The sequence below is a fragment of the Paracoccus kondratievae genome, assembly GCF_009301415.1.
GTDB lineage: Bacteria > Pseudomonadota > Alphaproteobacteria > Rhodobacterales > Rhodobacteraceae > Paracoccus > Paracoccus kondratievae.
This window is the reverse complement of sequence record NZ_CP045073.1, coordinates 589176-610189: the sequence shown is the minus strand read 5'-3', so window position 1 is coordinate 610189 and position 21014 is coordinate 589176. Positions and strand designations below refer to the sequence as shown.

Genomic DNA, 21014 nt, shown 5'->3' with positions numbered 1-21014 from the left:
GTAGAGGGCTTGAGCCTCTTTTACCCGGGCTTCTGCATTCAGCATTGCGCTAGGTCATGTTGACAAATGGCGAAGCCAGAGCCTGATGCAGGCGATGTCGATGAAGCCGAGGAAACTGTCTGCGGTTTTGTCGTAGCGTGTTGCCAGGCGGCGACTGTTCTTGAGCTTGTTGAAACAACGCTCGACCATGTTGCGCAAGGTGTAGATGGTCATGTCGACGACCTTGCGCACCTTGCGGTTCTTTCGCATGGGGATCATGGGCAGCGCGTTACGGCTCTCGATGTCTTCTCTAATTTTATCAGAGTCATAGCCCCTGTCGGCGACCAACACGGCGGGCTGCGGAAGGTTGTCGGCCATCACCAGATCATAGCCCGTGTAGTCTGAATCCTGCCCGGGCGTGATCTCGGTCCTTATCGGGAGGCCAGCGCCGTTGACGCGGAGATGGATCTTGGTCGAGAACCCACCTCTTGAACGGCCAAGAGCCTCTTTCGGAGTCCCCCTTTTGCGCCGGCCGCATGGTGGTGGGCCCTGATCACAGTGCTGTCGATCATCTGGAGCTTGTCGGGCGCGAGCTTCGCGTGGTTCAAGGCATCCAGGATGTCCTCCCACAGCCCGGCGAGCGTCCAGCGCCGGAACTGCCGGTAGACAGATGACCACTTGCCAAACTCCTCTGGCAGGTCCCGCCAGGGCGCACCGGTCCGCGCGACCCAGAAAATGCCATCCAGAACAAGTCGATGGTCCGCAGGCTTGCGCCCGTTCGGATGCCGGACGGCTCGGATGAAGCCCTCAAAGAATGCCCATTCGTCGTCGGACATCAGATTGCGTGCCAAGGTCACCTCCCACGTAGAGATGATCTTGAATCACAGCCAGACGCGCAGGGGAATCCTTTTTGTCAACACAACCTAATTCACCGAGGCGCGGAACTGGCAGATCCGAGATATGATGTGGTTCGATGTGCTGGATGATTGCTCCGTAAGTGCCTGAAACAACGAGTGGCACACCAAAACGGCTATGCAAATAGGCGTATAGGTAACCAGGCTTGATCTTCTGCTCATCAGGGGCCACTCGCATCACATGTTCAGAGCAGGCCACTCCATCCATGTCAGAACGTGCATAGGCCATCCGGCCGATTGTTCCCGACCTAGTGATGAGGGTCCAGCCAGCTCGGATTGTGAAGTTTGGATTCGCTCGAACTTGCTTCTTTGAGATGAGGGGTAGCCCAGACAAATCTGCGGCCAGAACATCGGTGCTTCCCATAAACCGGACGCCAAACTCCTCGGCCTCTACCCACTGACGGCTCTCTCGGCCAGCATGGAAGATATCGACAGTGAGATTAGCTAAATGCGTCTTCTCCGCGGGCAGTTTCCTCAGCAGTTCCCTTGCTTCCATTGCCCCAGAAAGGTACGGACCGCAGTCTAGCCGGCGCCCATTGTTTTCCAGCCAGGTGCTCGGAACAGATTTGACCTGAAACTTTCTGCTCATTGGGACACCTCGCCGGTTTCCCGGAAGCTCTTGTACTTCTCCGCCACCACGGGCAGCTCGTCATGAATACGGCGGCTGCGGCGTGTCGTGCGGCGAATCTCGACTTCACCAGCTTCGCGTACACGTTCGACCACTTCCTCGTCGAAGATGAGTTCCTCACCGTCCGGCGCTCGCTGGAATAACAAATTGCCCCGGGCGTCGACGCCAGCGCGATCCACCACGGCCATGAAGACCTTGTATTCTGGGTGTTCGGTACGCATCAGCTCCTCCTGGCTACGACGGCGCAGCACCAGGAAGCTGGGCAAGGCAGGGGTTAGGCCATATTCCTTGACGGTGACCTTGAACGGTTCCACCGGTAGATCAACCGAGGCCAGCACTTCGCAGTGTCGCAAGATCCACCAGCGCACGTATTCATCACTCGGATTACCGAGAAGACCATCCGGCAACAAGATGCCGATTCGCCCCGTGCCCGGCTTGACCCATTGCAGGGCGCGCTCGATGAACAGGACTTCAGGAGGCACACCTCCAGCATTCAGATTGCCGGTGTTCCGGAACCCGCCAGCCTCGTCGCGCTCCCAAGTGTTGCCCAATTCGTAGCGCTCGAGGATGGAGGCGTCGCTGACCGTATCCTGGGTCGAGAACCACGGATTCAGCAGGACAACGTCCATGCTGCCCAAAGCCATCGCAGGGCGAGCAGCTTCGATACCGTCGAGATCCCCGTCCGGGAAAGTGCGCGCGTCGATACGAAAGACGCGGCCGGGATTGCCTATTGTGAAGAGAAGGTTCATGCGACTGGCCACGGCCAGAAACGGATCGATGTCACAGCCAAGGGCATTCGTGGAAGCCCAAGCCGCGGTTTCATCTTGTGCGCGGCGGATCTGCTCACCGGTAGCTTCCTCAGGCGAGGTTCCTAAAGCCGCGAGCTTTTTCTTGAAGACGTGAGCAGCGGTCATGGCCAGGAACGTGCCGGTGCCGCTGGAGCAGTCCATTATGCGTTCGCCGGGCTGCGGGTCGAGCATCTCCACCGCCATCTCGGCGACATTCAGCGGTGTCGGATACCGACCCTCGCGGCCATCCATAACGCTACGGGCAACTGCACGGAACGCTCCCGTGCGGAAACGGGGTTGCGTTTCGCTCAGGGAATAACGCGCCAGTTCCATGACCACACGAGCCGTCTCATGAGGCTCTAGCGTCAGCTCCCAGCCACGGGTTAACAGGCTTGGCTGCCAGGCCTTGGCCGCAGCGATGGACTCATTGATGCGTTGGGCGATCGCCTGCTGCCCCGGCTCCGTGAAAGGCTCGTCTCCCCTGATCCAAAACTTGCGTTCGCCGCTCGGCAGCGTTTCGTCGAAAATCTTGGCCAGCATCAACACCGCAAGCTGTTTGAAGGTGTCCTTGTGATCCAGGCCCAGGTTTCTATTCAGGAAACGGTGCGAGCGCAGCAGTGCATCCTCGAGGTCTTCCGCCTCGGCACTGACCTGAATGACCCCGCCTGTCCGATCCAAGTCAGCGGTGTGCTCCCCCGGCGCCGGCCAGATGCCTAATGGCTTCGATCGAACCTCGAACCGGGTGCGTTCAACCTGGAAGAGGAATTCTTCCTGGCCGTTCGTCCACATTCCCAACGAAGCGCCAGGGATCAATTCCAGCAGCTCCTTGAGCTCCCGCAGGTCTATGTCAGCCTCGGCAATGGACCGAAGCTTGTCGCGCTTCTTTTGATTTTTGCAGACTATAATCCGTTGCAGATTTTCATTGGTGTGCTCCGCATCGGGGCGAAAGATCGCAATATCAATGCGCTTGCGTCCCTGGCCGGGTATTTGGGGGTTGTAATTCAGCTCAATATCGTTTCGATCAAAACCGTAGCTTTCGATCAGCTGTCGGAGCACCTTTTGTACCAAGAGCTTCTTCGCCGATGCGCTCTCCTTGTTCCCCGTCAGTATATCGATGAAGAAGTTATCGGGCCCGCTTTCTTCGGCCGCATCCTGAGAAGCTTCAATGACATTTTCTTCGTCACTCATCCGTTCTGCTCCTTCAGAAACTCACGGTACTTCTCAGCGATTAGCGGCAGATCATTGTCCTCGATCTTTTCGCTGCGGGTCAGAGTTCGCTCTACGAAGCGCCCCCCGATACGAATTCGCTCAATGTGCTGTTTAGGTTCGATGATTTCTTCGCCGTCTGGAGTGCGCTTGTAGAGTTTGTTGCCACGGCGATCGAAGCCAACCTTGTCCGCTACGGCCATGAAAACTGGATATTCGTCGGCTCCGCCCAGCGCCTCGCGATGCTTCTCCTGGTCATCCTTTCGGCGCAGGAACAGAAGGCTGGTAAGAATATTGACGTTGGCTTCCGCGATGAATGCCTCCACCGGCAGATCGACGGAGGCGAGCACCTGGGCTTCCCGCATGATCCACCATCGAATATATTCCGCTGCCGGATTGCCGAGAACGCCATCGGGCAGGACGATGCCCATGCGGCCCTTGCCGGGCTTCAGCCACTTGATGCAACGCTCAATGAAGAGGATTTCGGGTGCAACGCTGCCCTTAAGCACACCGGTGTTGCGGAAACCACCTTCGCCATCCGGCTCCCAGTTGTGGGCCAGCTCGTACTGCTCCAGGATGTGCTTGTCGGTAATCGGAATATCCGACCCGAATGGTGGGTTGGTAGCGATGATGTCTACCGAACCCAGCGGGATCTCTCTTTTGGCGGCCGGAAGATCCGCCAGATGCCCCAGCGGGAATTCTAGGGAGTTGATGTTGTAAATGTGACCGCGGCCGTCACCAGCCAGCACCATGTTCATCTGCGCGGCGCGGATCAGGAACGGGTCGAAGTCGGCCCCGAATACGTTTGAAGCGGCATACTCCTTCAGCCGCTCGTGGACACTCAGAAATTCAGTGGTGCTCTCGTTACCGGCTTGGGTATTCTGCTCCTCGCGGAACTGCTTGAGCATATGGCCTAGAGTAGCGACCAAGAATCCGCCGGTGCCGCACGCTGGATCCAGTAAGATCTCGTTCTCTTTCGGGTCGAGCATCTCGACCACCAGCTTCACGACGCCCCGCGGCGTGAAGTACTGACCGCGATCGCCACGAAGGTTGACGCCAACCAGCTCCTGGTATGCCACGCCCTTCGCATCGACGTCTGTGCGGGTGAAGTCGTATTTGGCCAATTCGGAAACTATAAAGGCCAGCGCCCGGTCGGAGAGACTGATCTCCTCGTTTCCTCGGAAGATATTTTTGTACTGTTTTTTCACCTCGGTGAAGAGCTCGTCGATGCGCGCACGGATGGCCTTGCGCCCGTCCGCCTCGAACTGTTCCTTCGGGCCAGCCCAGAAGCGGCGCTGCCAAGCCTGGCGTTGCTTAGTGCGCAGGTTTTCGTCGTGCATCTTACAGAAGATCAAATACAGGAACTGCCAGAAGGCGGCGTCCTTGGGCATTCCCTCGTTGCCATGAATGAAGTTGTGACAACGGCGGAAGGTGATCTTGAGCATCTCGTTGTCGGCGACCCGGGTATGGGCATCGGAGATGACCTCCTTGGTGCCAACTGACTCTTCGGCCATGGGCCAGTCGCCAATGGGGGTGCACTTGGTTTCGAAGCGCTTCCGTTCCTTCTCTACAAAGAAGAACTCCAGGCCATTGGTCCAAAGCCCGTACTGAACCGCATCGACGTCCCGCATGATGGTTTCGATTTCGTCTAGGTCCTTGGCGGCCTGTTCGAAGTCACGGATACGGACGGCGTTCTTGCCGATAGTTGGCTCCTGGCGGCAGAGCACAGCACGTCCGAGATTCTCCAAGGTGTGCTCCTTCCCATGGTGGAAGATGGCCACATCCACCTTCTTGCGACCGCCGATGGAGAAGTCCAATTCCATATCTTCGGGAGAGAATCCGTACTCGTGGATCAGAGCTCGAATAATTCGCTGTCGAACGATTTCCTTTTTCGTTTCTTTGATCTGCTTGCCGGAAGCATAATCAAGGATGTATCCCGCCGGAATCGTGTTTCCCGTCTGCGAAGGCGCCTTCTTTTTTCTCTGCTTCGTTTCCTTAGTGCAGGCGGACATTATTGCTGATCCTCGATTGCTGATCCTCGTCGAGATGGTCTTGTGTAGTGCGCTTTTGCTGCCCGATCCACGCATCAATGTCTGCACGAGAAAAGCGCCATTGCCCCCGAACCTTGAAAGCAGGCAGCTCGCCAGCTTGAGCCATGGAGTAGACCGTTTTTTCCCCCACCTTTAAGAGGGCGGCGACCTCACGCAGCTTCAGGATCTCTTCGCTCGACACGTCAGCTCCCCTTTCTGACGAACGGCCCAGACGGGCGCGATCGGACAGATTATGCTCGCTCTTACAAGACATTGCCGCCATACGCCAGCCGTTTTTTGCGTTGCATAACACTAAACAATGCGGTAGGTACCACGGTCATGAGGAACTTCGGCGAGACACTGCGAGAACTGCGCGTTGCCCAGGACCTGGGGCTCCGGGAGACGGCTGCGAAAGTTGGGATCTCACCAGCCTATTTGAGCCGCATCGAACGTGGCAAGGAGAAGCCGCCGAGCGCGGAAGTGATCAAGGCATTGGCCCGGGTCTTGGCCGCCGATCCGGATGTACTCTTTCGCCTGTCATCCTCAACTGACCCAGAGATGACTGAGTTTCTCCACGGGCACCCAGAGCTCATGGCGCTTTTGAGGTTCCTGAAGGAGCATCATGCATCCAATTCAGAAATTCAGCGTCTTATAAAGCTAGCAAGTGACTTAGTCAAAAGGCGTGGCGCCAACTAGACATCGACGTTCATCTTTTCTCTAGTGCGGATATACAGGTGCGGCCGACCAACAAGTAGCACATGATGACGGCCTCACTGACAGGCGACCGTCATCATGGCTCAAAGTTATGCGCTGAACTGGTGAGCGTCGCGAACGCCTGAGGTGCTGGAGCGGATCATCATCTCCTCGTACTCCTCGATGTCGGTTAGGCGATAGACCACTCGCCCGCCGACCTTGAGGAACTTAGGACCCTCGCCGGTCCAACGCCAACGCTCAAGGGTCCGGTGACTGATCCGCCAGCGTGCTGCCAGCTCCATCTGGTTAATACAGATCACATCGACTTTGGTTGCCTCCATCTTCGTGTCCTTTCGTGCGGGCAATTTTGACTGCGACACAACGAAGGCGTGGGCAGAAGACACTATCAAGGTAATACTGGCCTGAGCATCTAAGGCTGGACGATGCACTGCTTTTTTGGTGAGAGCGAAGTTATGCGGTAGCGAAGATTCACCTAAGAATACGAGGGCGTGCTGGCGCGATGTGGGGCATACTTCGAGCGAGTTTGTCGAAGAGTCCTTTCCCTCCGCCATGCCCGCCGATTGCCCTCTATAGTGCGCTATAGCCGCCGATCACCGCCGATTACCCTCTAGGCAGAAAACTGCATCAAAGCCGCCGATAGCACGCCACAGCACAACAGTGGGCGCGTCGCCACAATATTGGTCAGGTCGCCGCCGTCAGGTTCACGCGCTGGGCCAAGGCTTCAGCGCTTTCCTTTCGCTCGGAATAGCGATCAGTCAGGTAGGACGACACGTCGCGCGTCAGCAGCGTGAACTTGACCAATTCCTCCATCACGTCGACGACCCGATCATAATATGAGGACGGTCTCATCCGGCCCGCCTCGTCGAACTCCTGAAAGGCTTTGGCGACAGAGGACTGGTTAGGGATCGTGACCATCCTCATCCAGCGCCCGAGCACACGCATCTGGTTGACGGCGTTGAAGCTCTGCGAGCCGCCGGAGACCTGCATGACGGCGAGTGTCCGGCCCTGTGTCGGCCTTACCGCGCCGACCGAAAGGGGAATCCAGTCGATCTGCGCCTTCATCACCGCGCTCATCGCACCGTGACGCTCCGGGCTGGTCCAGACGTGACCTTCGGACCAGAGCGAGAGCTCGCGCAGTTCCTGCGCCTTGGGATGGTTGACCTCAGCCCCATCCGGCAGCGGCAGGCCGGACGGATCGAAGATACGTGTTTCGGCCCCGAAATGCTTGAGCAGACGCTCGGCTTCGAATGTCAGGAAGCGACTGTAAGATCGCTCGCGGAGCGAGCCGTAAAGCAGCAGGATACGCGGCTGATGGGTAGACGGCGTTGTTGCACGCAATCGGCCGATGCCCGGAATATCAACGCAACCGGCATCAAGATTGGGAAGATCGTCCGGCATCAACGCTGCTCTTCCGCGAGTTCGGATACTTTGCCGCCGCGCTCATACCAGCCTTTGGAACGGTTCACGATCCAGACAACCGAGAGCATCACCGGCACTTCGATCAGCACGCCGACGACCGTGGCGAGCGCCGCGCCCGAGTGAAACCCGAACAGGCTGATGGCGGCAGCAACCGCCAGTTCGAAAAAATTCGACGCGCCGATCAGCGCCGAGGGACCCGCGACGCAATGCTGCTCGCCGGCCAGAAGGTTGAGCAGATAGGCAAGGCCGGCGTTGAAATAGACCTGAATCAGGATCGGTACGGCAAGCAGGCCGATGATCGCCGGCTGCGCGATGATCTGCTCGCCCTGAAAGCCGAACAGCAGAACCAGCGTCGTCAGCAGCGCAACGAGGGAGGCCGGGCCAAGCTTTGCAAGCAGGCGGTCAAGCGCTGCCTGCCCGCCGTTCGCCAGCACCCGGCGACGGATGATCTGCGCGATGACGACCGGGATGACGATGTAGAGCACCACCGACAGGACCAGCGTGCCCCATGGCACGGTGATGGCCGACAGGCCCAGCAACAGGCCGACGATGGGTGCAAAGGCAACGACCATGATGGCGTCGTTGAGCGCGACCTGACTCAATGTGAAATGCGGCTCGCCTTTCGTGAGGTTCGACCAGACGAACACCATGGCCGTGCATGGCGCGGCGGCAAGGATGATGAGGCCGGCAATATAGCTGTCGACCTGGTCCGCAGGCAGGTATGGCCGGAACAGCCAGCCGATGAACAGCCAGCCCAGCAGCGCCATCGAGAACGGCTTCACCGCCCAGTTGATGAACAGCGTCACGCCGATGCCGCGCCAGTGCCGGCTGACCTCGCCCAATGCGGCGAAGTCGATCTTGAGCAGCATGGGGATGACCATCAGCCAGATCAGCACGGCAACCGGCAGGTTGACCTTAGCAATTTCCATCGCGCCGATGGCATGAAATGCGCCCGGCAGAAAATGGCCAAGTGCGATACCGACGACAATGCACAGGGCGACCCAGAGGGTCAGGTAGCGTTCGAAGGTAGACATGGGATCCCCTCAGGCCGTTGCGACGCGTCGGCCGTGTTCGTCGATCACGCGCTCGCCGTCTTCCTTGACGAACGCGCCGCGCTGCGGCGGCAGCAGGTCGAGCACGTTCTCGGACGGCCGGCAGAGTTTTACGCCCTTGGGACTTACGACGATGGGGCGGTTGATCAGGATGGGATGCGCCATCATGGCGTCGAGCAACTGCTCGTCGCTCAGTGCCGGATTGCCAAGGCCCAACTCGGCATAGGGGGCTCCCTTTTCCCGAAGCAGGCTGCGCACCGATATGCCCATGCGCGCGATGAGCCGGGTGAGCATGTCCCAAGACGGCGGCGTCTTCAGATATTCGATGACATGCGGTTCGACGTCTGCATTGCGGATCATCGCCAAGGTGTTGCGCGAAGTCCCGCAATCCGGGTTGTGATAGATGATGACGTCCATGACCCGCCTCACGCTGCACTGTTACGTGGAGACGACGCACCATCGGATTGGCCGATCTCGGTCAGCTTTGTGCGCAGTGACGACTTGTCGAGACTGGCGACCGGTAGGGACGTGAAGGCCGAGATGCGGTTCTTCATGTAGCGGAAGGCCGCAACGAAGGCGGCTTCCTTCTGTATATCAGGCCCGTCGACGGCGGCTGGGTCTTCTATACCCCAATGCGCGGTCATGGGCTGTCCGGACCAGACCGGACAGGCTTCGCCTGCGGCGTTGTCGCAGACGGTGAACACGAAATCCATGACAGGCGCATCAGGCCCCGCAAACTCTTCCCAGCTCTTCGAGCGAAAGCCCTCGGTGGGATAGTCGAAGCTCTTCAGCACCTTCAGCGCGAAGGGATTGACCGTCCCCTTCGGTTGCGACCCGGCGGAGAAGGCACGAAAGCGACCCTCACCATCCTTGTTCAGGATGCTTTCCGCGAGGATCGAGCGCGCCGAATTGCCGGTGCAGAGGAACAGAACGTTGAAGACGCGATACTCTTGTGCATCAGACATGGGAGGTTCCTTTCGTGGGTTCGCAGCAGGAGGACAGCGCCGCCATTGCCGGATTGCAGACCTCCGGGTGGCCCTGACAGCAATCGCGCATGAGAAATTCCACGAGACCGGAAAGCGTGGTCAGCGCGGCGCTGTAGATGATCGACCGCCCGTCACGGCGGGACTCGACAAGCCCGGCCTGTTCGAGATGGCTCAGATGAAACGACATACGGGACGAAGATGCGCCATCCATCGCTTCGCCGATGGCTCCGGCTGACATGCCTTCCGGGCTAGCAGTCACCAGCTGCCGGACGATCCGCAACCGCGTCTCCTGCGAGAGTGCGGCAAAGGCATGGAGGGCTTGTTTCTCGTTCATCGTTATCTCAACAATTCAAGAATTATTGAGATAATAGATACGTCAAAGCTTCCCGTCGCGCCAGCGGAAATTTCGACAGCCTAATCGAGCAATGCCGCGTCAGTGGCCTTGGGAGCCTTAAGGAGGGCTATGGAGGGGAATAGCGTAGGTGTAGTTCTCTGTTTCGTCGGCTTCGGCCCGCCACCTCCTTAAATCGGTGTTGAATTTATTCAGTTATTTCCAATTTTTGTATCACGTTCGGCGAGTGATACACTATTCTGTTCTTGTTCCGTGCCGGTCACCAGCCGCTTTGCATCCGCAGACTGGGTATAATGTGCGGCCTCGGCCAGTGTCTTGTGACCGCCCCATGACTTGATGGCGTGGGCCGATCCGCCTGCTTCGGCAATGCGAGTCAAGCGTGCCGTGCGAAGGCCATGAGCGGTACGCGCTTCAAGCTTTGCCTCGCGCGCCGCGTCACTAATAAGGTTGCTAACCCCTTTTCGGACCTTGGCCGAGACCCGCGCGCTTGCAGGAACGTTAGTCCCCTGACAAGCATCGGATGGCATCGAGCATTTCTCTGCGTTCTTGATCCCATCCGCCCCCCCCAGCTTGGCAGGGGCGCTGTCCAAGGGACATAGGCCATGCCTCCGGTTTTGGACTGGCGGAACGACAGAACGCCATCCTTACCTACGTGCTGCGGGCCTAACCGATCGGGCGCAAGCCAAGCTGGAGCAGGTGGCGGCGGAGCGTGGCAAGGACGCGCTGGCCGAGGCGTTGAGGCGGGCAGGGGTGTCCTGAACCGATATCGCCACGATAACCCGCCCCGGGCCACCGAGGCGGGCTTTTTGCATTAGGATCGTGCCTGCCATTTCGCGATATCGGTGGTCCTCCCTGCCGTTCTGTCGCCGCCTGACCGGATCAATGCGTTTTGCGGTTGGCTTCGAGTTTTCGCTCCAGATAGTCGCTGGACATATCGCTCAGCCACTGTTCAGCGGAAAGCAGTGCCTTGAACGTCGTCTCATCCAGAGCGCTGCTCTCGACCGGTGCTGTCCTGCGCTCCTGCCGTGCACGGCTCAGCAGGTATTCATACTGCTTCACTATGGCGGGCGCATCGAGGATAGCCCCGACGATGGGCGTCAGGACCAGCTTAAGGGCCAGTATCTCAGCCTGAAGATCGGTGTCGGCGGATGGGTCTTTGGTGCTGTGCATTTTGTTCACATGACTGCCTTTCGATAGCGTCGATCTCTGAAAACCAATCGGCCTCCGCTGCTCAGGATTTCCTTTGCCGTGCGCCTGATGACCTGCTGATGGCGGCAGACTTGAGGGGCAGCAGCGAGCTTGGCCATGCCACGAGATGGTGCTGTTTTAGTGCCAGCGCTTCCATCATCGGCGATAGGGTGTCTTGTGAGTCCCATAGGCCGCAGGAGCGTGATCTGAGGGGCTGTGGAGACGAAGGATTACACAACTGCTCCTGAGTGGGGGCGGCATCATGACCGTGTCGGCACCGCCGCCGCGTTTAGCCCGCGCGCCTGCATGGGCAGGACGGCGGCGCTATTGCCGACATGCCCATGGACGACCTGACTCTGGATCGAAATGATAGAGGTCTGCATGGTCATCACTCGGCGGCGCTCTCGCTGATCGCAGTTTCGGCAGGTCGTTTGCGGGGAAGCTGTCCGTTCAGCACCATGTACGCGATTAGGCCGATCACCAGCCCCCAGAACGCGCCTCCGACACCGAGCATGGTGATGTTGGCGGCCGAAGCGAGGAACGTAATGAGCGCCGCTTCGCGCGATACCGGTTCCGCCATGGCCCCCGCGAGGCTGCCGCCGATGGTCCCGAGCAGCGCGAGGCCTGCGAGCGTGGTGATGAACGTCGCGGGGAAAGCCATGAACACCGCCGCAAGGGTCACGCCGAACACGCCGACCAGCACATAGAAGCAGCCTGCCGCGATACCAGCGATCCACCGCTTCGATGGGTTTTCATGCGCTTCGCGGCCTGTGGCGATGGCGGCCGTGATGGCGGCGATGTTGAACGCATGTGAGCCGAACGGCGCCATGACAAGCGAGCCAAGGCCGGTCGTGGTCACGATAGGGTTGGCGCTCGTCTTGAACCCGTCGTTCCGCAGCACCAGCATGCCGGGCATATACTGTCCGGTCAGCGTGATGAGGAACAAGGGCAGCGCCACGCTCAATGCCGCGTTCAGCGTGAACTCCGGCATGGTAAAGATCGGCATGGCGAGCTGCAATTGCAGGTCCGACAGATCGACGCGATCCTGCAAGAGCAAAAACACCAGTCCGATTACGAGGATGCCGACCACGGCATAGCGTGCGGAAATGCGTTTGAGCAGCACATAGGCAAGGATCAGCAGGCCAACCAGCACCGGATCGACGCTCGCGCCGCCAAAGGCCCCAATTCCGAATTGCAGCAATATGCCCGCGAGCAGGCCCGAGGCGATGCCGGGCGGGATCAATCGGATGACTTTCTCAAAATATCCCGACATGCCGAGCAGAACGAAGGCAGCAGCAGAGATGATGTAGGCTCCGACGGCTTCCGCATAGGACGTGGTCGCAAGCGCCGTGACAAGAAAGGCGGCGGCTGGCGTTGACCACGCCGTGATGATCGGCTCGCGGTAGCGCCAGCTCAAGAAAAGCCCGGTCAGGCCGACACCAATCGAAACCGACCATACCCATGATGCCGTCAATTCCGGGCTAAGGCCCGCAACCTGCGCGGCTTGGAAGACAAGAATGAAAGTCCCGCCATAGTTGACGATGACGGAAATCAGCCCTGCGACGATGGGATGGGTAAGATCATTCAACCGGATGGGCGATGGTGACGAACTGGACGACATGGTTCCGGGGATTCTCCAAAGGCAGGGCGCGAGGCCGTAAACATGGCTTGACATTTAGCCGGCCAATGGCCTGATGTTCCCCGCCAATTATTTCCAGAGGATCAGACCATTTGTTCAGGCACTCGCAGCTCGAATCCGTGAAGGCATGGCTCGCCCATCCGGCCCATGCGGCAATGCCGCTCCACGCGCGGATTCAGCGGGCTATCCGCCAACTGATCCTTGACGGCGCAATTGGTTCCGGAAAGGCGCTCCCAGCCTCTCGCGCGCTTGCGGCATCGCTGGGCGTTTCGCGCGACACGATAGAATCCGCCTATGCGCAGCTTCATGCCGAGGGCTTCATTGAACGGCGCGTCGGCAGCGGCAGCTTCGTGGCGGAAATGACGGAGTTCACACCCGGACACCGGCGCTCCAAGCGCGACGCTCTCATGCGCAACCAAGCGCCAAACCTAAGTAAGCGCGGCGACGCCACGTTCCGCAGCGGTGGTGTGCGTGAGATACTGATGCCGCGCCCCTTCGCACCCGGAGTGCCGGATACGCGCAGCTTTCCCCTCCCGCTTTGGGAACGGCTGGAGCGACAGGTATTGAAGGAAACCGGCACGTTGGCCCTGCTGCATGGCGATCCGCAGGGGGCCGAGCCGCTGCGCCGGGCTATCGCCGACTATGTGAACCTCGAACGCGGGGCGCGCGCCACTGCCGACCGCGTGCTGGTGCTGACCAGTTCGCAACAGGCAATGACGCTCTGCGCGAACATGCTGCTCGATCCCGGTGATCGCATTTTCATCGAAGACCCAGCCTATTACGGCGCACGCAAGGCGTTCGACGCAGCGGGGCTGGAATGCGTGCCCGTTCGGGTGGACCGGCAGGGGATTATGGTCGAGCCGATCCTGGACGATCCCCGCCATGCCAAGGCTGTTTCGTTGACCCCCTCCCACCAGTTCCCGACCGGCGTGACACTGGCGCTGGATCGCAGGCTGGCGCTGATCCAATGGGCGGCCCGGAATCAGGCGTGGATCATCGAGGATGATTATGACAGCGAGTTCCATTATGCGGGCAAGCCCACGGCCTGCGTGCAGGGTCTCGATCCGCATGACCGGACCATTTATATTGGCACCTTCACCAAATCCCTCTTTCCGGGGTTACGGATCGGCTATGTCATACTGCCGCCGCCGCTGGTGAAACCGATGACGGTCGCCCGCACATTGCTCGACGGTCACACCGCCTCCATGGCGCAACTGGTGCTGGCGCGATTTATGGAAGGCGGGCATTTCGGCGCGCATGTTCGCGCTATGCGCGGCATCTATGCGCAACGGCTTGATGTGCTTTCTAGCTTGGTCCGCAAACACCTTTCCGATTTTGTCGAACCTCGTATTCCTATCGGTGGTTTGCAGATGCCTTGCGTTCTGACCTGCGACATTCCCGAGCGCGTGGCCGTGGATGCCGCGCGCCGTGTCGGCGTGGAGTTGTTGGGACTGTCGCCGTTACATGCCACGGGCGGCGGCAAGGCCGGTTTCCTGATGGGCTTTGCCGCCTACACGCCGGCAGAGCTTGAGGTTGCGGTTAGAAAACTGGCGAACGCACTCCAGTCGGTGAGGATGCCTACCTGAATGGTCTGGATATGATCCCGCAAATGGTTGGGAATATCAGACCACTCTCATGATAGGGACCGGCGGACCGGCTGCCGCATGATGCCCATGTGGTTAGCCGCTCCCTGCCTGAACCTTGAAGGAGATAAGCGATGGCAACATCGACAGCCGAAGCCCCAGGCCAGCCCCTTGCGGAAGGAAGTGTTGGAAGCAGCAGTCTGTCGGGTGGGGACAGCACCGTATTCGCGGCCATTAACGACGAACGGGACCGCCAGCGCAACTGCATCGAACTTATTGCCTCGGAGAATTTTGTCAGCCCCGCCGTTCTGGAAGCGCAAGGCTCGATCCTCACCAACAAATATGCCGAAGGCTATCCGTATCGGCGCTATTATGGCGGCTGCGCCAATGTCGATGTGGTGGAAGACCTCGCCATAGAGCGCCTGAACCAGCTTTTCGGAAGCACTTTTGCCAATGTGCAGCCGCACTCGGGAAGCCAAGCCAATCAGGCGGTATTCCTTGCGCTGTTGACACCCGGCGATACGATCCTTGGCCTCGACCTCAAGGCGGGCGGCCATCTGACGCATGGCGCTGCCGTCAACCTGTCGGGCCGATGGTTCAATGTCGTCAGCTATGGCGTGGACCCCGAAAGCCATCTGATCGACATGGATCAGGTGGCCGAGCTGGCGCGGACGCATCGCCCGAAATTGTTGATCGCTGGTGGATCGGCCTATCCGCGCACGCTGGATTTTGCCCACTTCCGCCAGATCGCCGACGAAGTGGGTGCAATCCTTATGGTCGATATGGCGCACTTCGCGGGTTTGGTGGCCGGTGACGCCTATCCGTCGCCAATACCCTTTGCCGATGTCGTCACCTCAACCACGCACAAGACGTTGCGCGGGCCACGCGGCGGGTTCCTCCTGACCAATGATGCCGAGATTGCGAAGAAGATCAATTCAGCGACCTTTCCCGGTCTGCAAGGCGGTCCGCTCATGCACGTCATCGCAGCGAAGGCTGTGGCGTTCGGCGAGGCACTTCACCCCTCGTTCAAGACCTATTCGCGGCGCGTGGTCGAGAATTGCCGCGTCCTCGCGCAAACGCTGACCGAAGGCGGATTGGCGATCACCACGGGCGGAACCGACTGCCATCTGGCGGTGGTCGATCTGCGTCCTCTCGGCGTCACCGGCAATATCGCCGAAAAGGCGCTGGAATCTGTCGGCATCACGCTCAACAAGAACGCGATACCGAATGACCCCGAAATGCCCATGGTAACATCGGGCATCCGGGTCGGCAGCGCGGCAGGAACTTCACGCGGCTTCGGACCGGAAGAATACAGGCAGATCGCCGCTCTGATGCTCGACACGCTGCGCGCCGTTCGCGGGGGGACGCTCGAAGCCGAGCGAGAACGGATCGGCGGGCTTGTGCGCGGCCTCGTCGGTCGCTTTCCGCTGCCCTACTGACCGCCATGATGCGGGAGCCTGTTCGGATATGACAGTCTCGCTGAACGTCGATCTTTCATCGGAAGACATAGCACGCTTCGGGGACGATCCCGCTCGCGCCTTTGCCGCCAACCTGCAAGATGTGCAGGAACGCATTGCCGCCGCCTGCCTGCGCAGCGGCCGCCAGCCCGAAGATGTGCGGCTTCTGCCCGTCACCAAGACGGTTCCCGCCCATATCCTGCGCTTCGCCTTTGCGGCGGGAATCTCTGATTTTGGGGAAAACAAGCTGCAAGAGGCGCGCGACAAGCAGGCAGCACTTGCCGATCTTGCGATCCGCTGGAGCATCATCGGCCACCTCCAGACCAACAAGGTGAAATATCTCGTCCGCTTCGCATCGGAGTTCCACGCTCTCGATAGCTTCCGGCTAGCCGAGGAACTGAACCGCCGCCTTGATACACAAGGGCGCGACCTTGACGTGTTCGTGCAGGTGAACACCTCCGGCGAGGCCAGCAAATACGGCTTGCACCCTGACGATCTGACCGCGTTTGTGGAACGCTTGCCGGAATATCCCCGGCTGAAACCTCGCGGCCTGATGACACTGGCAGTTTTTAGCGCGGATACCGAACGGGTGCGCCCCTGCTTCCGGTTGCTGCGCGCTCTGCGGGACAAGACCATGGCCGTTCATCCCGGCTTGACGCAGCTATCCATGGGCATGTCAGGGGATTATGAGGTTGCCATCGAAGAAGGTGCTGATGTCGTGCGTGTCGGTCAGGCCATATTCGGCCCGCGTCCGACCGATGATGCCTTCTACTGGCCCGGCGCGATTTCGCCCTCATAGCCCTATGCCCCAACTGCCACGACACTGATCCGCCCTGCACGACGCCCATGACCTCGCGGCCGAGATGGCGGTCGATGACCGGCCGCCACGGAACAAGGATGCAGGCTGTGACAAGCTCTTTCAGGATCACGGCGCTACGGGCTCGAACATGGACAGGCCCGGACTGGAGAAGGTGCTGCGCGCGCTGAAGCCCGGCGATACGCTGGTGGTCTGGAGGCTCGACCGGCTGGGGCGGTCCCTGACCGATCTGGTGAGGTTCATCGAGGAACTCGGCGAAAGGGGATGTGAGTTCAGATCCCTCAACGAAGCGATCGACACCAGCACGTCAGGTGGGCGGTTGATCTTTCATATCATGGCCGCCTTTGCCGAGTTCGAGCGCAATCTCATCAGTGAACGTACACGGGCCGGGTTGATTGCAGCGCGTCAGCGATTCAATCGGACTGTCGGCGGAAATGGTCCAGCGGTACTGCCGCCACGAGGACACGAAGGCCGACGCTCACACCATTCTGAGGGATTATCGTGAACGCAAACGGTAAAACTTCGCAAAACTGGACAGCAGAAGCCCAAGGAAAACAGCACCGCATGAGGGGAATAATAAGGTGCAGGATTCTGTTGCCAGGCTCCTGCGGGCCCCGCCTTACGCTGCTAGGCGCAAGGGCTTAAGTTTCGGTTACCCGAGCTGCTTACGCAGCCAGAGCGACCGGAGCACGGTTGTCGTTGGCAACTGTACTTTTTGCACCGATAACGGTGGTAGCTCACCGGGACAAAGCAACAGCTTTAGACGTTCGTCGATCCTGTTTCGGCCCCAGGTGCCCCCAACGAGGGTTTTTGGTGGAGCCGCCGGGTACCGCCCCCGGGTCCGATCCGCTTATTACCTGCGCGTTTATGCCCATAGCCCGGGCGAACCCGAACAGGCGGAATATAGGCGCGGCCCAGCGGACACGCAAGGGAGCGGATGTCAGGGAGACGGGGCCGACCGCCGCTGCATACCTGACTGGCCGGTCATTACCGCATAGGGAGGAACACGTGCCGGTGAATTCCGTGCTGAGGAAATCGACCGTCGTCCACACGGGCACCCATCTGTGGCGTGATCCCGCTCACATCGTCCGGGATCCCATCCCGCGTTTACGTGGAACGTGTGGGTGATGCGCGCGGCCAGGATGCGCTGACCGGTCTATCGCCGCGCGTGCGGGGAACATTCTGCAAAATCACCGCTTGGGCGGCGGTTATTTGGCTTATTCCCGCGCGGTAGCTGATGCGCCCCGCCGGGGCAGAGCGCATCAGGCGGCGATTAGAAGCCGGCCTTGATTTTTTCGAACTCTTGCAGCTGACGCTCGCGCTGCTGGGGATCGTTCGGGGTTTGCGAAAGAATCGGGGCGTCGACGGGCGAAAGCCCCTCTTGCACCGCAGGCTCGTCCTTGATCGTCTCCATGGCGACGTTGGAGGTGTGGCCATAGCCGATCGTGTCAAGCAGGCCCTTGCCTGCCTCGGGTGCCAGCCAGGCGTTGATAAAGTCATAGACCTTGTCTTCCTTGCCCGGCCCGTTCTTGAGGTTGATGAACCCGCAGAAGAAGGTCGAGCTGCCTTCTTTGGCCGCACGCTGGAAACCGACCGGGAAGCCGTCGTTTTCCAGCAGAACCACCGCGTCGTTCCAGGACCAGGCCACATCTACCGCGCCCGATGCCATCAGCTGTGCCTGTTCGGCCGGATCGGCCCAATAGGCGGCGACGTTCTGATGGGCCTGACGCAGCCAGTCGGCGGCCGCCTTGAACTGTTCATCCGTCACCTGCGTCCAATCCGTGGTGCCGGTGGCGAGATAGGCCAGCGCCCAGGTATCGTCGGCCGAATCGGGCAGCGAGGTGCGGCCCTGATATTTCGGGTCGATAAAGACGTTCAGGCTGGCGACATCCTCGGCCGGGACGGTGTCCTTGTTATAGGCGATGGCGGTCGCACCCCAGTCGGTCGGGATGTACCAGACGCCCTGATCGTCCTTGAAGATCGGAGAATTCAGGAACTTCGCGTCGATGGTCTCGAACGCAGGGATCTTCGAGACGTCCCAGGGCTCGATCAGGCCGGCATCACGGTATTTCGACACCATCTGCGAGCAGGGGTGGGCGACATCCGCCTTGAAGCCGGACGAGAGCTTTTGATAGGCCTCGTCATCATCGCCGTAAAAGGCGAAGGTCGGGCTGTCGCCATGCTGGTCGATATAGCCCTGAAAGATCACCGGCTCTTCGAACCCGGCCCAGTCAAAGACCGTCAGTTCAGGATCGGCGGCCCATGCAGCGGTCAGGCTGGAACTGGCCAGCGCAAGGGCAAGGGCGGGGAAGCGGAGAGGTTTCATGTCGGAGCTTTCCTTGAGGCACTCTGGCTTGACGCTAGCCGCCTCACGCCAAGCTCGCAAGCATGACAGAGCCTACCAGCGGCCCGAGGCCCCGCCACCGCGCGATGAGCCGCCGCCAAAGCCCGGGGACCCGCCCGAGAGGCTGCGATAGCCCGGTGTCCGCTCGCTGCGCAGCACGGTGCCGGTCGGTCCATACCAGACGGTTTGCGGGCGCAGACGCTCACGGCTTTCGGACCAGCCGCAGGCCGGGCACCGCCGCGTCACGGTTTCATGCGAGACCATATGCCCGCCTTCCGGCAGCGGGGTCTCAAGGGGGGTGGCCTGTGTCTCCAGTCCACGCCGGCGGCATTGCGGGCAGCGATTGCGCCGCCATGCCTGCCGCGCAATGCCGCCAAGGATCACAAGCCACGCCCCGCCGAACAACAGTGGCACGATGCGGTCGACAATGCTTGTTTTCGGGGCGCGGACCGGCTGTCCTGCCGCTGTCGGTCGGGCGATCAGGTCGATTGCTGCCAAGGTGCCTTCGCGGATGCCGCGCGACATTTGCCCGTCACGAAAGGCAGGCAGCATGGTGTTGCGCATGATTTCCTGGGCAAGGATGTCGGCGTCGTTTTCATAGCCGCGTCCCAGCTCGATCCGCGCTTCGCGGTTTTCAGACAGCACCAGCACCATGAAGCCGTCGTTGCGGGTCGCGTCGCCGACGCCCCAATGGTTGAAAAGCCGGGTGGCAAAGGCTTCAAGCCCGTCCGTGCCGCCGTAGCGGGCGCGGTCAGGCAGGGTGACGACCGTGCCCTCGACCCCGGTTTGATCGCGCAGGGCGGTCAGCGCCTCATCAAGCGCCCGGGCATCCTCGGGTGTCAAAAGCCCGGCAAAGTCGTTGATCTGCGGGTCCTGCCAGTCAGGCAGCGTTTGCGCCCCGGCGGGTGTCAGCATCGCAAGCCAGAGGGCCGCCATCATCCATGCTGCCACCAGAAAAAGGCGCGGCCTGCGTTCGGGGGTAAGCGTCCGATCCGGCATCCGCGCGCCCCTCATTCCGGCAGGATCTCGGGTCCGCCGGTGATCTGCGGGTCGGGCTGGCCAATCAGTCGATCGTCACGGCCCCTGAACTCGACCGACCGCAGGATGGTCTGGATTGCGGCAATCCGGGCGCGGCGTTTGTCATCGGCGCGGATTACCGTCCAGGGCGCGATGCCTGAGTGACTGCGCAGCAGCGTGTCGCGGATCGCCGCGCTGTAATCGTCCCATTTCGCCAGCCCGTCGACGTCAATCGAGCTGAGCTTCCATTGCTTCAGCGGATCACGCTCGCGCGCCAGGAAACGGCGCAGCTGCTCGGCCCGGCCAACCTCGAGCCACAGTTTGACCAGGATAACCCCGTCATCGACCAGCATGTTTTCAAACAGCGGCAGTTGGCGAAAGAAGGTCTCACGTTGCGCATTCGAGCTGAAGCCAAAGACTTTTTCGACCACACCGCGGTTGTACCAGCTGCGGTCGAAAAGCGCGATCTCGCCCCGGGCGGGCAGCCAATCGACATAGCGCTGGAAATACCACTCATCCGCCTCGCGCTCGTTGGGTTTCGGCAGCGCGACGATATAGGCTGAGCGCGGGTTCAGGTTCTCGCGCACGCGCTCGATCGTGCCGCCCTTGCCGGCAGCGTCGCGCCCCTCGAACAGCACGATCATGCGCTTGCCCTCGCGGATGACGTCATGCATCAGCCGCACGAGCTGCAATTGCAGCCCGGCCATCTGTTCATCATAGTCCTTGCCCTTCATTTCCTCGGGGTAAGGATATGATGGGTCAAGCACCTGTTTGTCCTTGCCTGCCGCGATGGCCTTGCGCAGCGCGGGGGGGGCGTCCTTTTCCAGATAGCGCGTGATGGCGCCGACGAAAGGCAGGTCCGGCAGATTGTCATTTGCGTCTTTGCCGTTCCGTGTCATGG

22 protein-coding genes, 1 other RNA gene and 2 pseudogenes are annotated in these 21014 nt (G+C 60.3%); 5 read left to right on the top strand and 20 right to left on the bottom strand.

Features of this window, described 5'->3' with window-relative positions; all coding sequences use genetic code 11:
* Positions 1 to 54: 54 nt before the first annotated feature.
* From F8A10_RS14325 to mads1, 5 genes are all read right to left on the bottom strand, one after another.
* Positions 55 to 836 (bottom strand): IS5-like element ISPko5 family transposase gene (locus F8A10_RS14325; protein WP_152367113.1). Its coding sequence is split into 2 segments (ribosomal slippage): positions 55 to 506 and positions 506 to 836, totalling 783 coding nucleotides; the frame shifts between segments, so codons are not numbered across the junction.
* Positions 787 to 1482: a restriction endonuclease subunit S gene (locus F8A10_RS14320; RefSeq protein WP_193668294.1), complete on the bottom strand. Its 696-nt coding sequence runs from the start codon at positions 1480 to 1482 to the stop codon at positions 787 to 789. Before F8A10_RS14320 ends, F8A10_RS14325 begins: the two co-directional genes overlap by 50 nt.
* The gene (gene mads2 / locus F8A10_RS14315) at positions 1479 to 3497 is read right to left on the bottom strand and encodes a methylation-associated defense system DNA methyltransferase MAD2 (RefSeq protein ID WP_152367660.1); all 2019 of its coding nucleotides are present in this window, start codon (positions 3495 to 3497) and stop codon (positions 1479 to 1481) included. The genes F8A10_RS14320 and mads2 (F8A10_RS14315) overlap by 4 nt, the downstream gene beginning before the upstream one ends.
* Complete coding sequence (mads2, locus tag F8A10_RS14310; RefSeq protein ID WP_152367659.1) at positions 3494 to 5527, bottom strand: methylation-associated defense system DNA methyltransferase MAD2; 2034 nt, start codon at positions 5525 to 5527, stop codon at positions 3494 to 3496. The genes mads2 (F8A10_RS14315) and mads2 (F8A10_RS14310) overlap by 4 nt, the downstream gene beginning before the upstream one ends.
* Positions 5511 to 5747: a methylation-associated defense system helix-turn-helix domain-containing protein MAD1 gene (gene mads1 / locus F8A10_RS14305; protein ID WP_152367658.1), complete on the bottom strand. Its 237-nt coding sequence runs from the start codon at positions 5745 to 5747 to the stop codon at positions 5511 to 5513. The genes mads2 (F8A10_RS14310) and mads1 overlap by 17 nt, the downstream gene beginning before the upstream one ends.
* A 137-nt stretch (positions 5748 to 5884) precedes the next feature.
* Between mads1 and F8A10_RS14300 the strand changes: the two genes are divergently transcribed.
* A complete protein-coding gene (locus F8A10_RS14300) occupies positions 5885 to 6241 on the top strand; it encodes a helix-turn-helix domain-containing protein (protein WP_152367657.1) in 357 nt (118 codons plus the stop codon).
* Between the two features lie 107 nt (positions 6242 to 6348).
* On the opposite strand, the gene F8A10_RS14295 is transcribed toward F8A10_RS14300, so the two are convergent.
* The 10 genes and pseudogenes from F8A10_RS14295 to F8A10_RS14245 form a co-directional block, all read right to left on the bottom strand.
* Positions 6349 to 6579, bottom strand: a complete 231-nt coding sequence (locus F8A10_RS14295; protein ID WP_152367656.1) for a helix-turn-helix transcriptional regulator — start codon at positions 6577 to 6579, stop codon at positions 6349 to 6351.
* A 361-nt stretch (positions 6580 to 6940) separates the two neighbouring features.
* Positions 6941 to 7657, bottom strand: a complete 717-nt coding sequence (arsH, locus tag F8A10_RS14290; RefSeq protein ID WP_152368151.1) for an arsenical resistance protein ArsH — start codon at positions 7655 to 7657, stop codon at positions 6941 to 6943.
* Positions 7657 to 8712 (bottom strand): ACR3 family arsenite efflux transporter, encoded by a 1056-nt coding sequence (gene arsB / locus F8A10_RS14285; RefSeq protein WP_152367655.1) that lies wholly within the window; start codon positions 8710 to 8712, stop codon positions 7657 to 7659. Before arsB ends, arsH begins: the two co-directional genes overlap by 1 nt.
* Positions 8713 to 8721: 9 nt before the next feature.
* On the bottom strand, positions 8722 to 9147 hold the full coding sequence (gene arsC / locus F8A10_RS14280) for an arsenate reductase (glutaredoxin) (RefSeq protein WP_152367654.1): 426 nt from the start codon (positions 9145 to 9147) through the stop codon (positions 8722 to 8724).
* Between the two features lie 8 nt (positions 9148 to 9155).
* A complete protein-coding gene (locus F8A10_RS14275; RefSeq protein WP_152367653.1) occupies positions 9156 to 9695 on the bottom strand; it encodes an arsenate reductase ArsC in 540 nt (179 codons plus the stop codon).
* Positions 9688 to 10050: an ArsR/SmtB family transcription factor gene (locus tag F8A10_RS14270; RefSeq protein ID WP_152367652.1), complete on the bottom strand. Its 363-nt coding sequence runs from the start codon at positions 10048 to 10050 to the stop codon at positions 9688 to 9690. Before F8A10_RS14270 ends, F8A10_RS14275 begins: the two co-directional genes overlap by 8 nt.
* Positions 10051 to 10259: 209 nt before the next feature.
* Positions 10260 to 10595, bottom strand: a complete 336-nt coding sequence (locus tag F8A10_RS14265; protein ID WP_152367651.1) for a tyrosine-type recombinase/integrase — start codon at positions 10593 to 10595, stop codon at positions 10260 to 10262.
* Between the two features lie 352 nt (positions 10596 to 10947).
* Entirely contained in the window at positions 10948 to 11247 is a 300-nt protein-coding gene (locus F8A10_RS14255) for a hypothetical protein (protein ID WP_193668293.1), read from the bottom strand.
* A 278-nt stretch (positions 11248 to 11525) separates the two neighbouring features.
* Positions 11526 to 11645 (bottom strand): annotated as a pseudogene (locus tag F8A10_RS14250) (pyridoxal kinase); the annotation flags it as partial.
* Complete coding sequence (locus tag F8A10_RS14245) at positions 11645 to 12877, bottom strand: benzoate/H(+) symporter BenE family transporter (protein ID WP_152367648.1); 1233 nt, start codon at positions 12875 to 12877, stop codon at positions 11645 to 11647. The gene F8A10_RS14245 and the pseudogene F8A10_RS14250, both read right to left, overlap by 1 nt.
* Before the next feature lie 110 nt (positions 12878 to 12987).
* On the opposite strand from F8A10_RS14245, the gene pdxR reads away from it, so the two are divergent.
* The 3 genes from pdxR to F8A10_RS14230 all read left to right on the top strand — a co-directional run bounded on the left by pdxR (position 12988) and on the right by F8A10_RS14230 (position 16734).
* Complete coding sequence (gene pdxR / locus F8A10_RS14240; RefSeq protein ID WP_152367647.1) at positions 12988 to 14481, top strand: MocR-like pyridoxine biosynthesis transcription factor PdxR; 1494 nt, start codon at positions 12988 to 12990, stop codon at positions 14479 to 14481.
* Between the two features lie 131 nt (positions 14482 to 14612).
* Positions 14613 to 15917: a serine hydroxymethyltransferase gene (gene glyA / locus F8A10_RS14235; protein ID WP_152367646.1), complete on the top strand. Its 1305-nt coding sequence runs from the start codon at positions 14613 to 14615 to the stop codon at positions 15915 to 15917.
* A gap of 28 nt (positions 15918 to 15945) precedes the next feature.
* The gene (locus F8A10_RS14230) at positions 15946 to 16734 is read left to right on the top strand and encodes a YggS family pyridoxal phosphate-dependent enzyme (RefSeq protein WP_152367645.1); all 789 of its coding nucleotides are present in this window, start codon (positions 15946 to 15948) and stop codon (positions 16732 to 16734) included.
* A gap of 1 nt (position 16735) precedes the next feature.
* Here the strand turns inward: F8A10_RS14230 and F8A10_RS21920 are convergent.
* A pseudogene (locus tag F8A10_RS21920) lies at positions 16736 to 16933 on the bottom strand (DUF3363 domain-containing protein); the annotation flags it as partial.
* On the opposite strand from F8A10_RS21920, the gene F8A10_RS14225 reads away from it, so the two are divergent.
* Positions 16883 to 17257 (top strand): recombinase family protein, encoded by a 375-nt coding sequence (locus F8A10_RS14225; RefSeq protein ID WP_288948639.1) that lies wholly within the window; start codon positions 16883 to 16885, stop codon positions 17255 to 17257. The pseudogene F8A10_RS21920 and the gene F8A10_RS14225 overlap by 51 nt on opposite strands.
* 75 nt (positions 17258 to 17332) lie before the next feature.
* On the opposite strand, the gene ssrA is transcribed toward F8A10_RS14225, so the two are convergent.
* From ssrA to ppk2, 4 genes are all read right to left on the bottom strand, one after another.
* Positions 17333 to 17685, bottom strand: a transfer-messenger RNA (tmRNA) gene (gene ssrA / locus F8A10_RS14220).
* Positions 17686 to 18025: 340 nt separating this feature from the next.
* Entirely contained in the window at positions 18026 to 19078 is a 1053-nt protein-coding gene (locus F8A10_RS14215; protein WP_152367643.1) for an ABC transporter substrate-binding protein, read from the bottom strand.
* A 72-nt stretch (positions 19079 to 19150) separates the two neighbouring features.
* Complete coding sequence (locus F8A10_RS14210; protein ID WP_152367642.1) at positions 19151 to 20095, bottom strand: TPM domain-containing protein; 945 nt, start codon at positions 20093 to 20095, stop codon at positions 19151 to 19153.
* 11 nt (positions 20096 to 20106) lie between these two features.
* Complete coding sequence (gene ppk2 / locus F8A10_RS14205) at positions 20107 to 21012, bottom strand: polyphosphate kinase 2 (RefSeq protein ID WP_152367641.1); 906 nt, start codon at positions 21010 to 21012, stop codon at positions 20107 to 20109.
* Between the last annotated feature and the right edge of the window lie 2 nt (positions 21013 to 21014).

Coding starts and splice junctions, on each gene's coding strand:
- F8A10_RS14295 (WP_152367656.1), bottom strand. CDS start 6,579: ATGGAGGCAACCAAAGTCGATGTGATCTGTATTAACCAGATGGAGCTG.
- F8A10_RS14265 (WP_152367651.1), bottom strand. CDS start 10,595: ATGCCATCCGATGCTTGTCAGGGGACTAACGTTCCTGCAAGCGCGCGG.
- arsH (WP_152368151.1), bottom strand. CDS start 7,657: ATGCCGGACGATCTTCCCAATCTTGATGCCGGTTGCGTTGATATTCCG.
- F8A10_RS14300 (WP_152367657.1), top strand. CDS start 5,885: ATGAGGAACTTCGGCGAGACACTGCGAGAACTGCGCGTTGCCCAGGAC.
- glyA (WP_152367646.1), top strand. CDS start 14,613: ATGGCAACATCGACAGCCGAAGCCCCAGGCCAGCCCCTTGCGGAAGGA.
- arsC (WP_152367654.1), bottom strand. CDS start 9,147: ATGGACGTCATCATCTATCACAACCCGGATTGCGGGACTTCGCGCAAC.
- F8A10_RS14230 (WP_152367645.1), top strand. CDS start 15,946: ATGACAGTCTCGCTGAACGTCGATCTTTCATCGGAAGACATAGCACGC.
- arsB (WP_152367655.1), bottom strand. CDS start 8,712: ATGTCTACCTTCGAACGCTACCTGACCCTCTGGGTCGCCCTGTGCATT.
- F8A10_RS14320 (WP_193668294.1), bottom strand. CDS start 1,482: ATGAGCAGAAAGTTTCAGGTCAAATCTGTTCCGAGCACCTGGCTGGAA.
- F8A10_RS14215 (WP_152367643.1), bottom strand. CDS start 19,078: ATGAAACCTCTCCGCTTCCCCGCCCTTGCCCTTGCGCTGGCCAGTTCC.
- F8A10_RS14275 (WP_152367653.1), bottom strand. CDS start 9,695: ATGTCTGATGCACAAGAGTATCGCGTCTTCAACGTTCTGTTCCTCTGC.
- mads2 (WP_152367660.1), bottom strand. CDS start 3,497: ATGAGTGACGAAGAAAATGTCATTGAAGCTTCTCAGGATGCGGCCGAA.
- ppk2 (WP_152367641.1), bottom strand. CDS start 21,012: ATGACACGGAACGGCAAAGACGCAAATGACAATCTGCCGGACCTGCCT.
- F8A10_RS14210 (WP_152367642.1), bottom strand. CDS start 20,095: ATGCCGGATCGGACGCTTACCCCCGAACGCAGGCCGCGCCTTTTTCTG.
- F8A10_RS14245 (WP_152367648.1), bottom strand. CDS start 12,877: ATGTCGTCCAGTTCGTCACCATCGCCCATCCGGTTGAATGATCTTACC.
- F8A10_RS14270 (WP_152367652.1), bottom strand. CDS start 10,050: ATGAACGAGAAACAAGCCCTCCATGCCTTTGCCGCACTCTCGCAGGAG.
- F8A10_RS14225 (WP_288948639.1), top strand. CDS start 16,883: ATGGACAGGCCCGGACTGGAGAAGGTGCTGCGCGCGCTGAAGCCCGGC.
- mads2 (WP_152367659.1), bottom strand. CDS start 5,527: ATGTCCGCCTGCACTAAGGAAACGAAGCAGAGAAAAAAGAAGGCGCCT.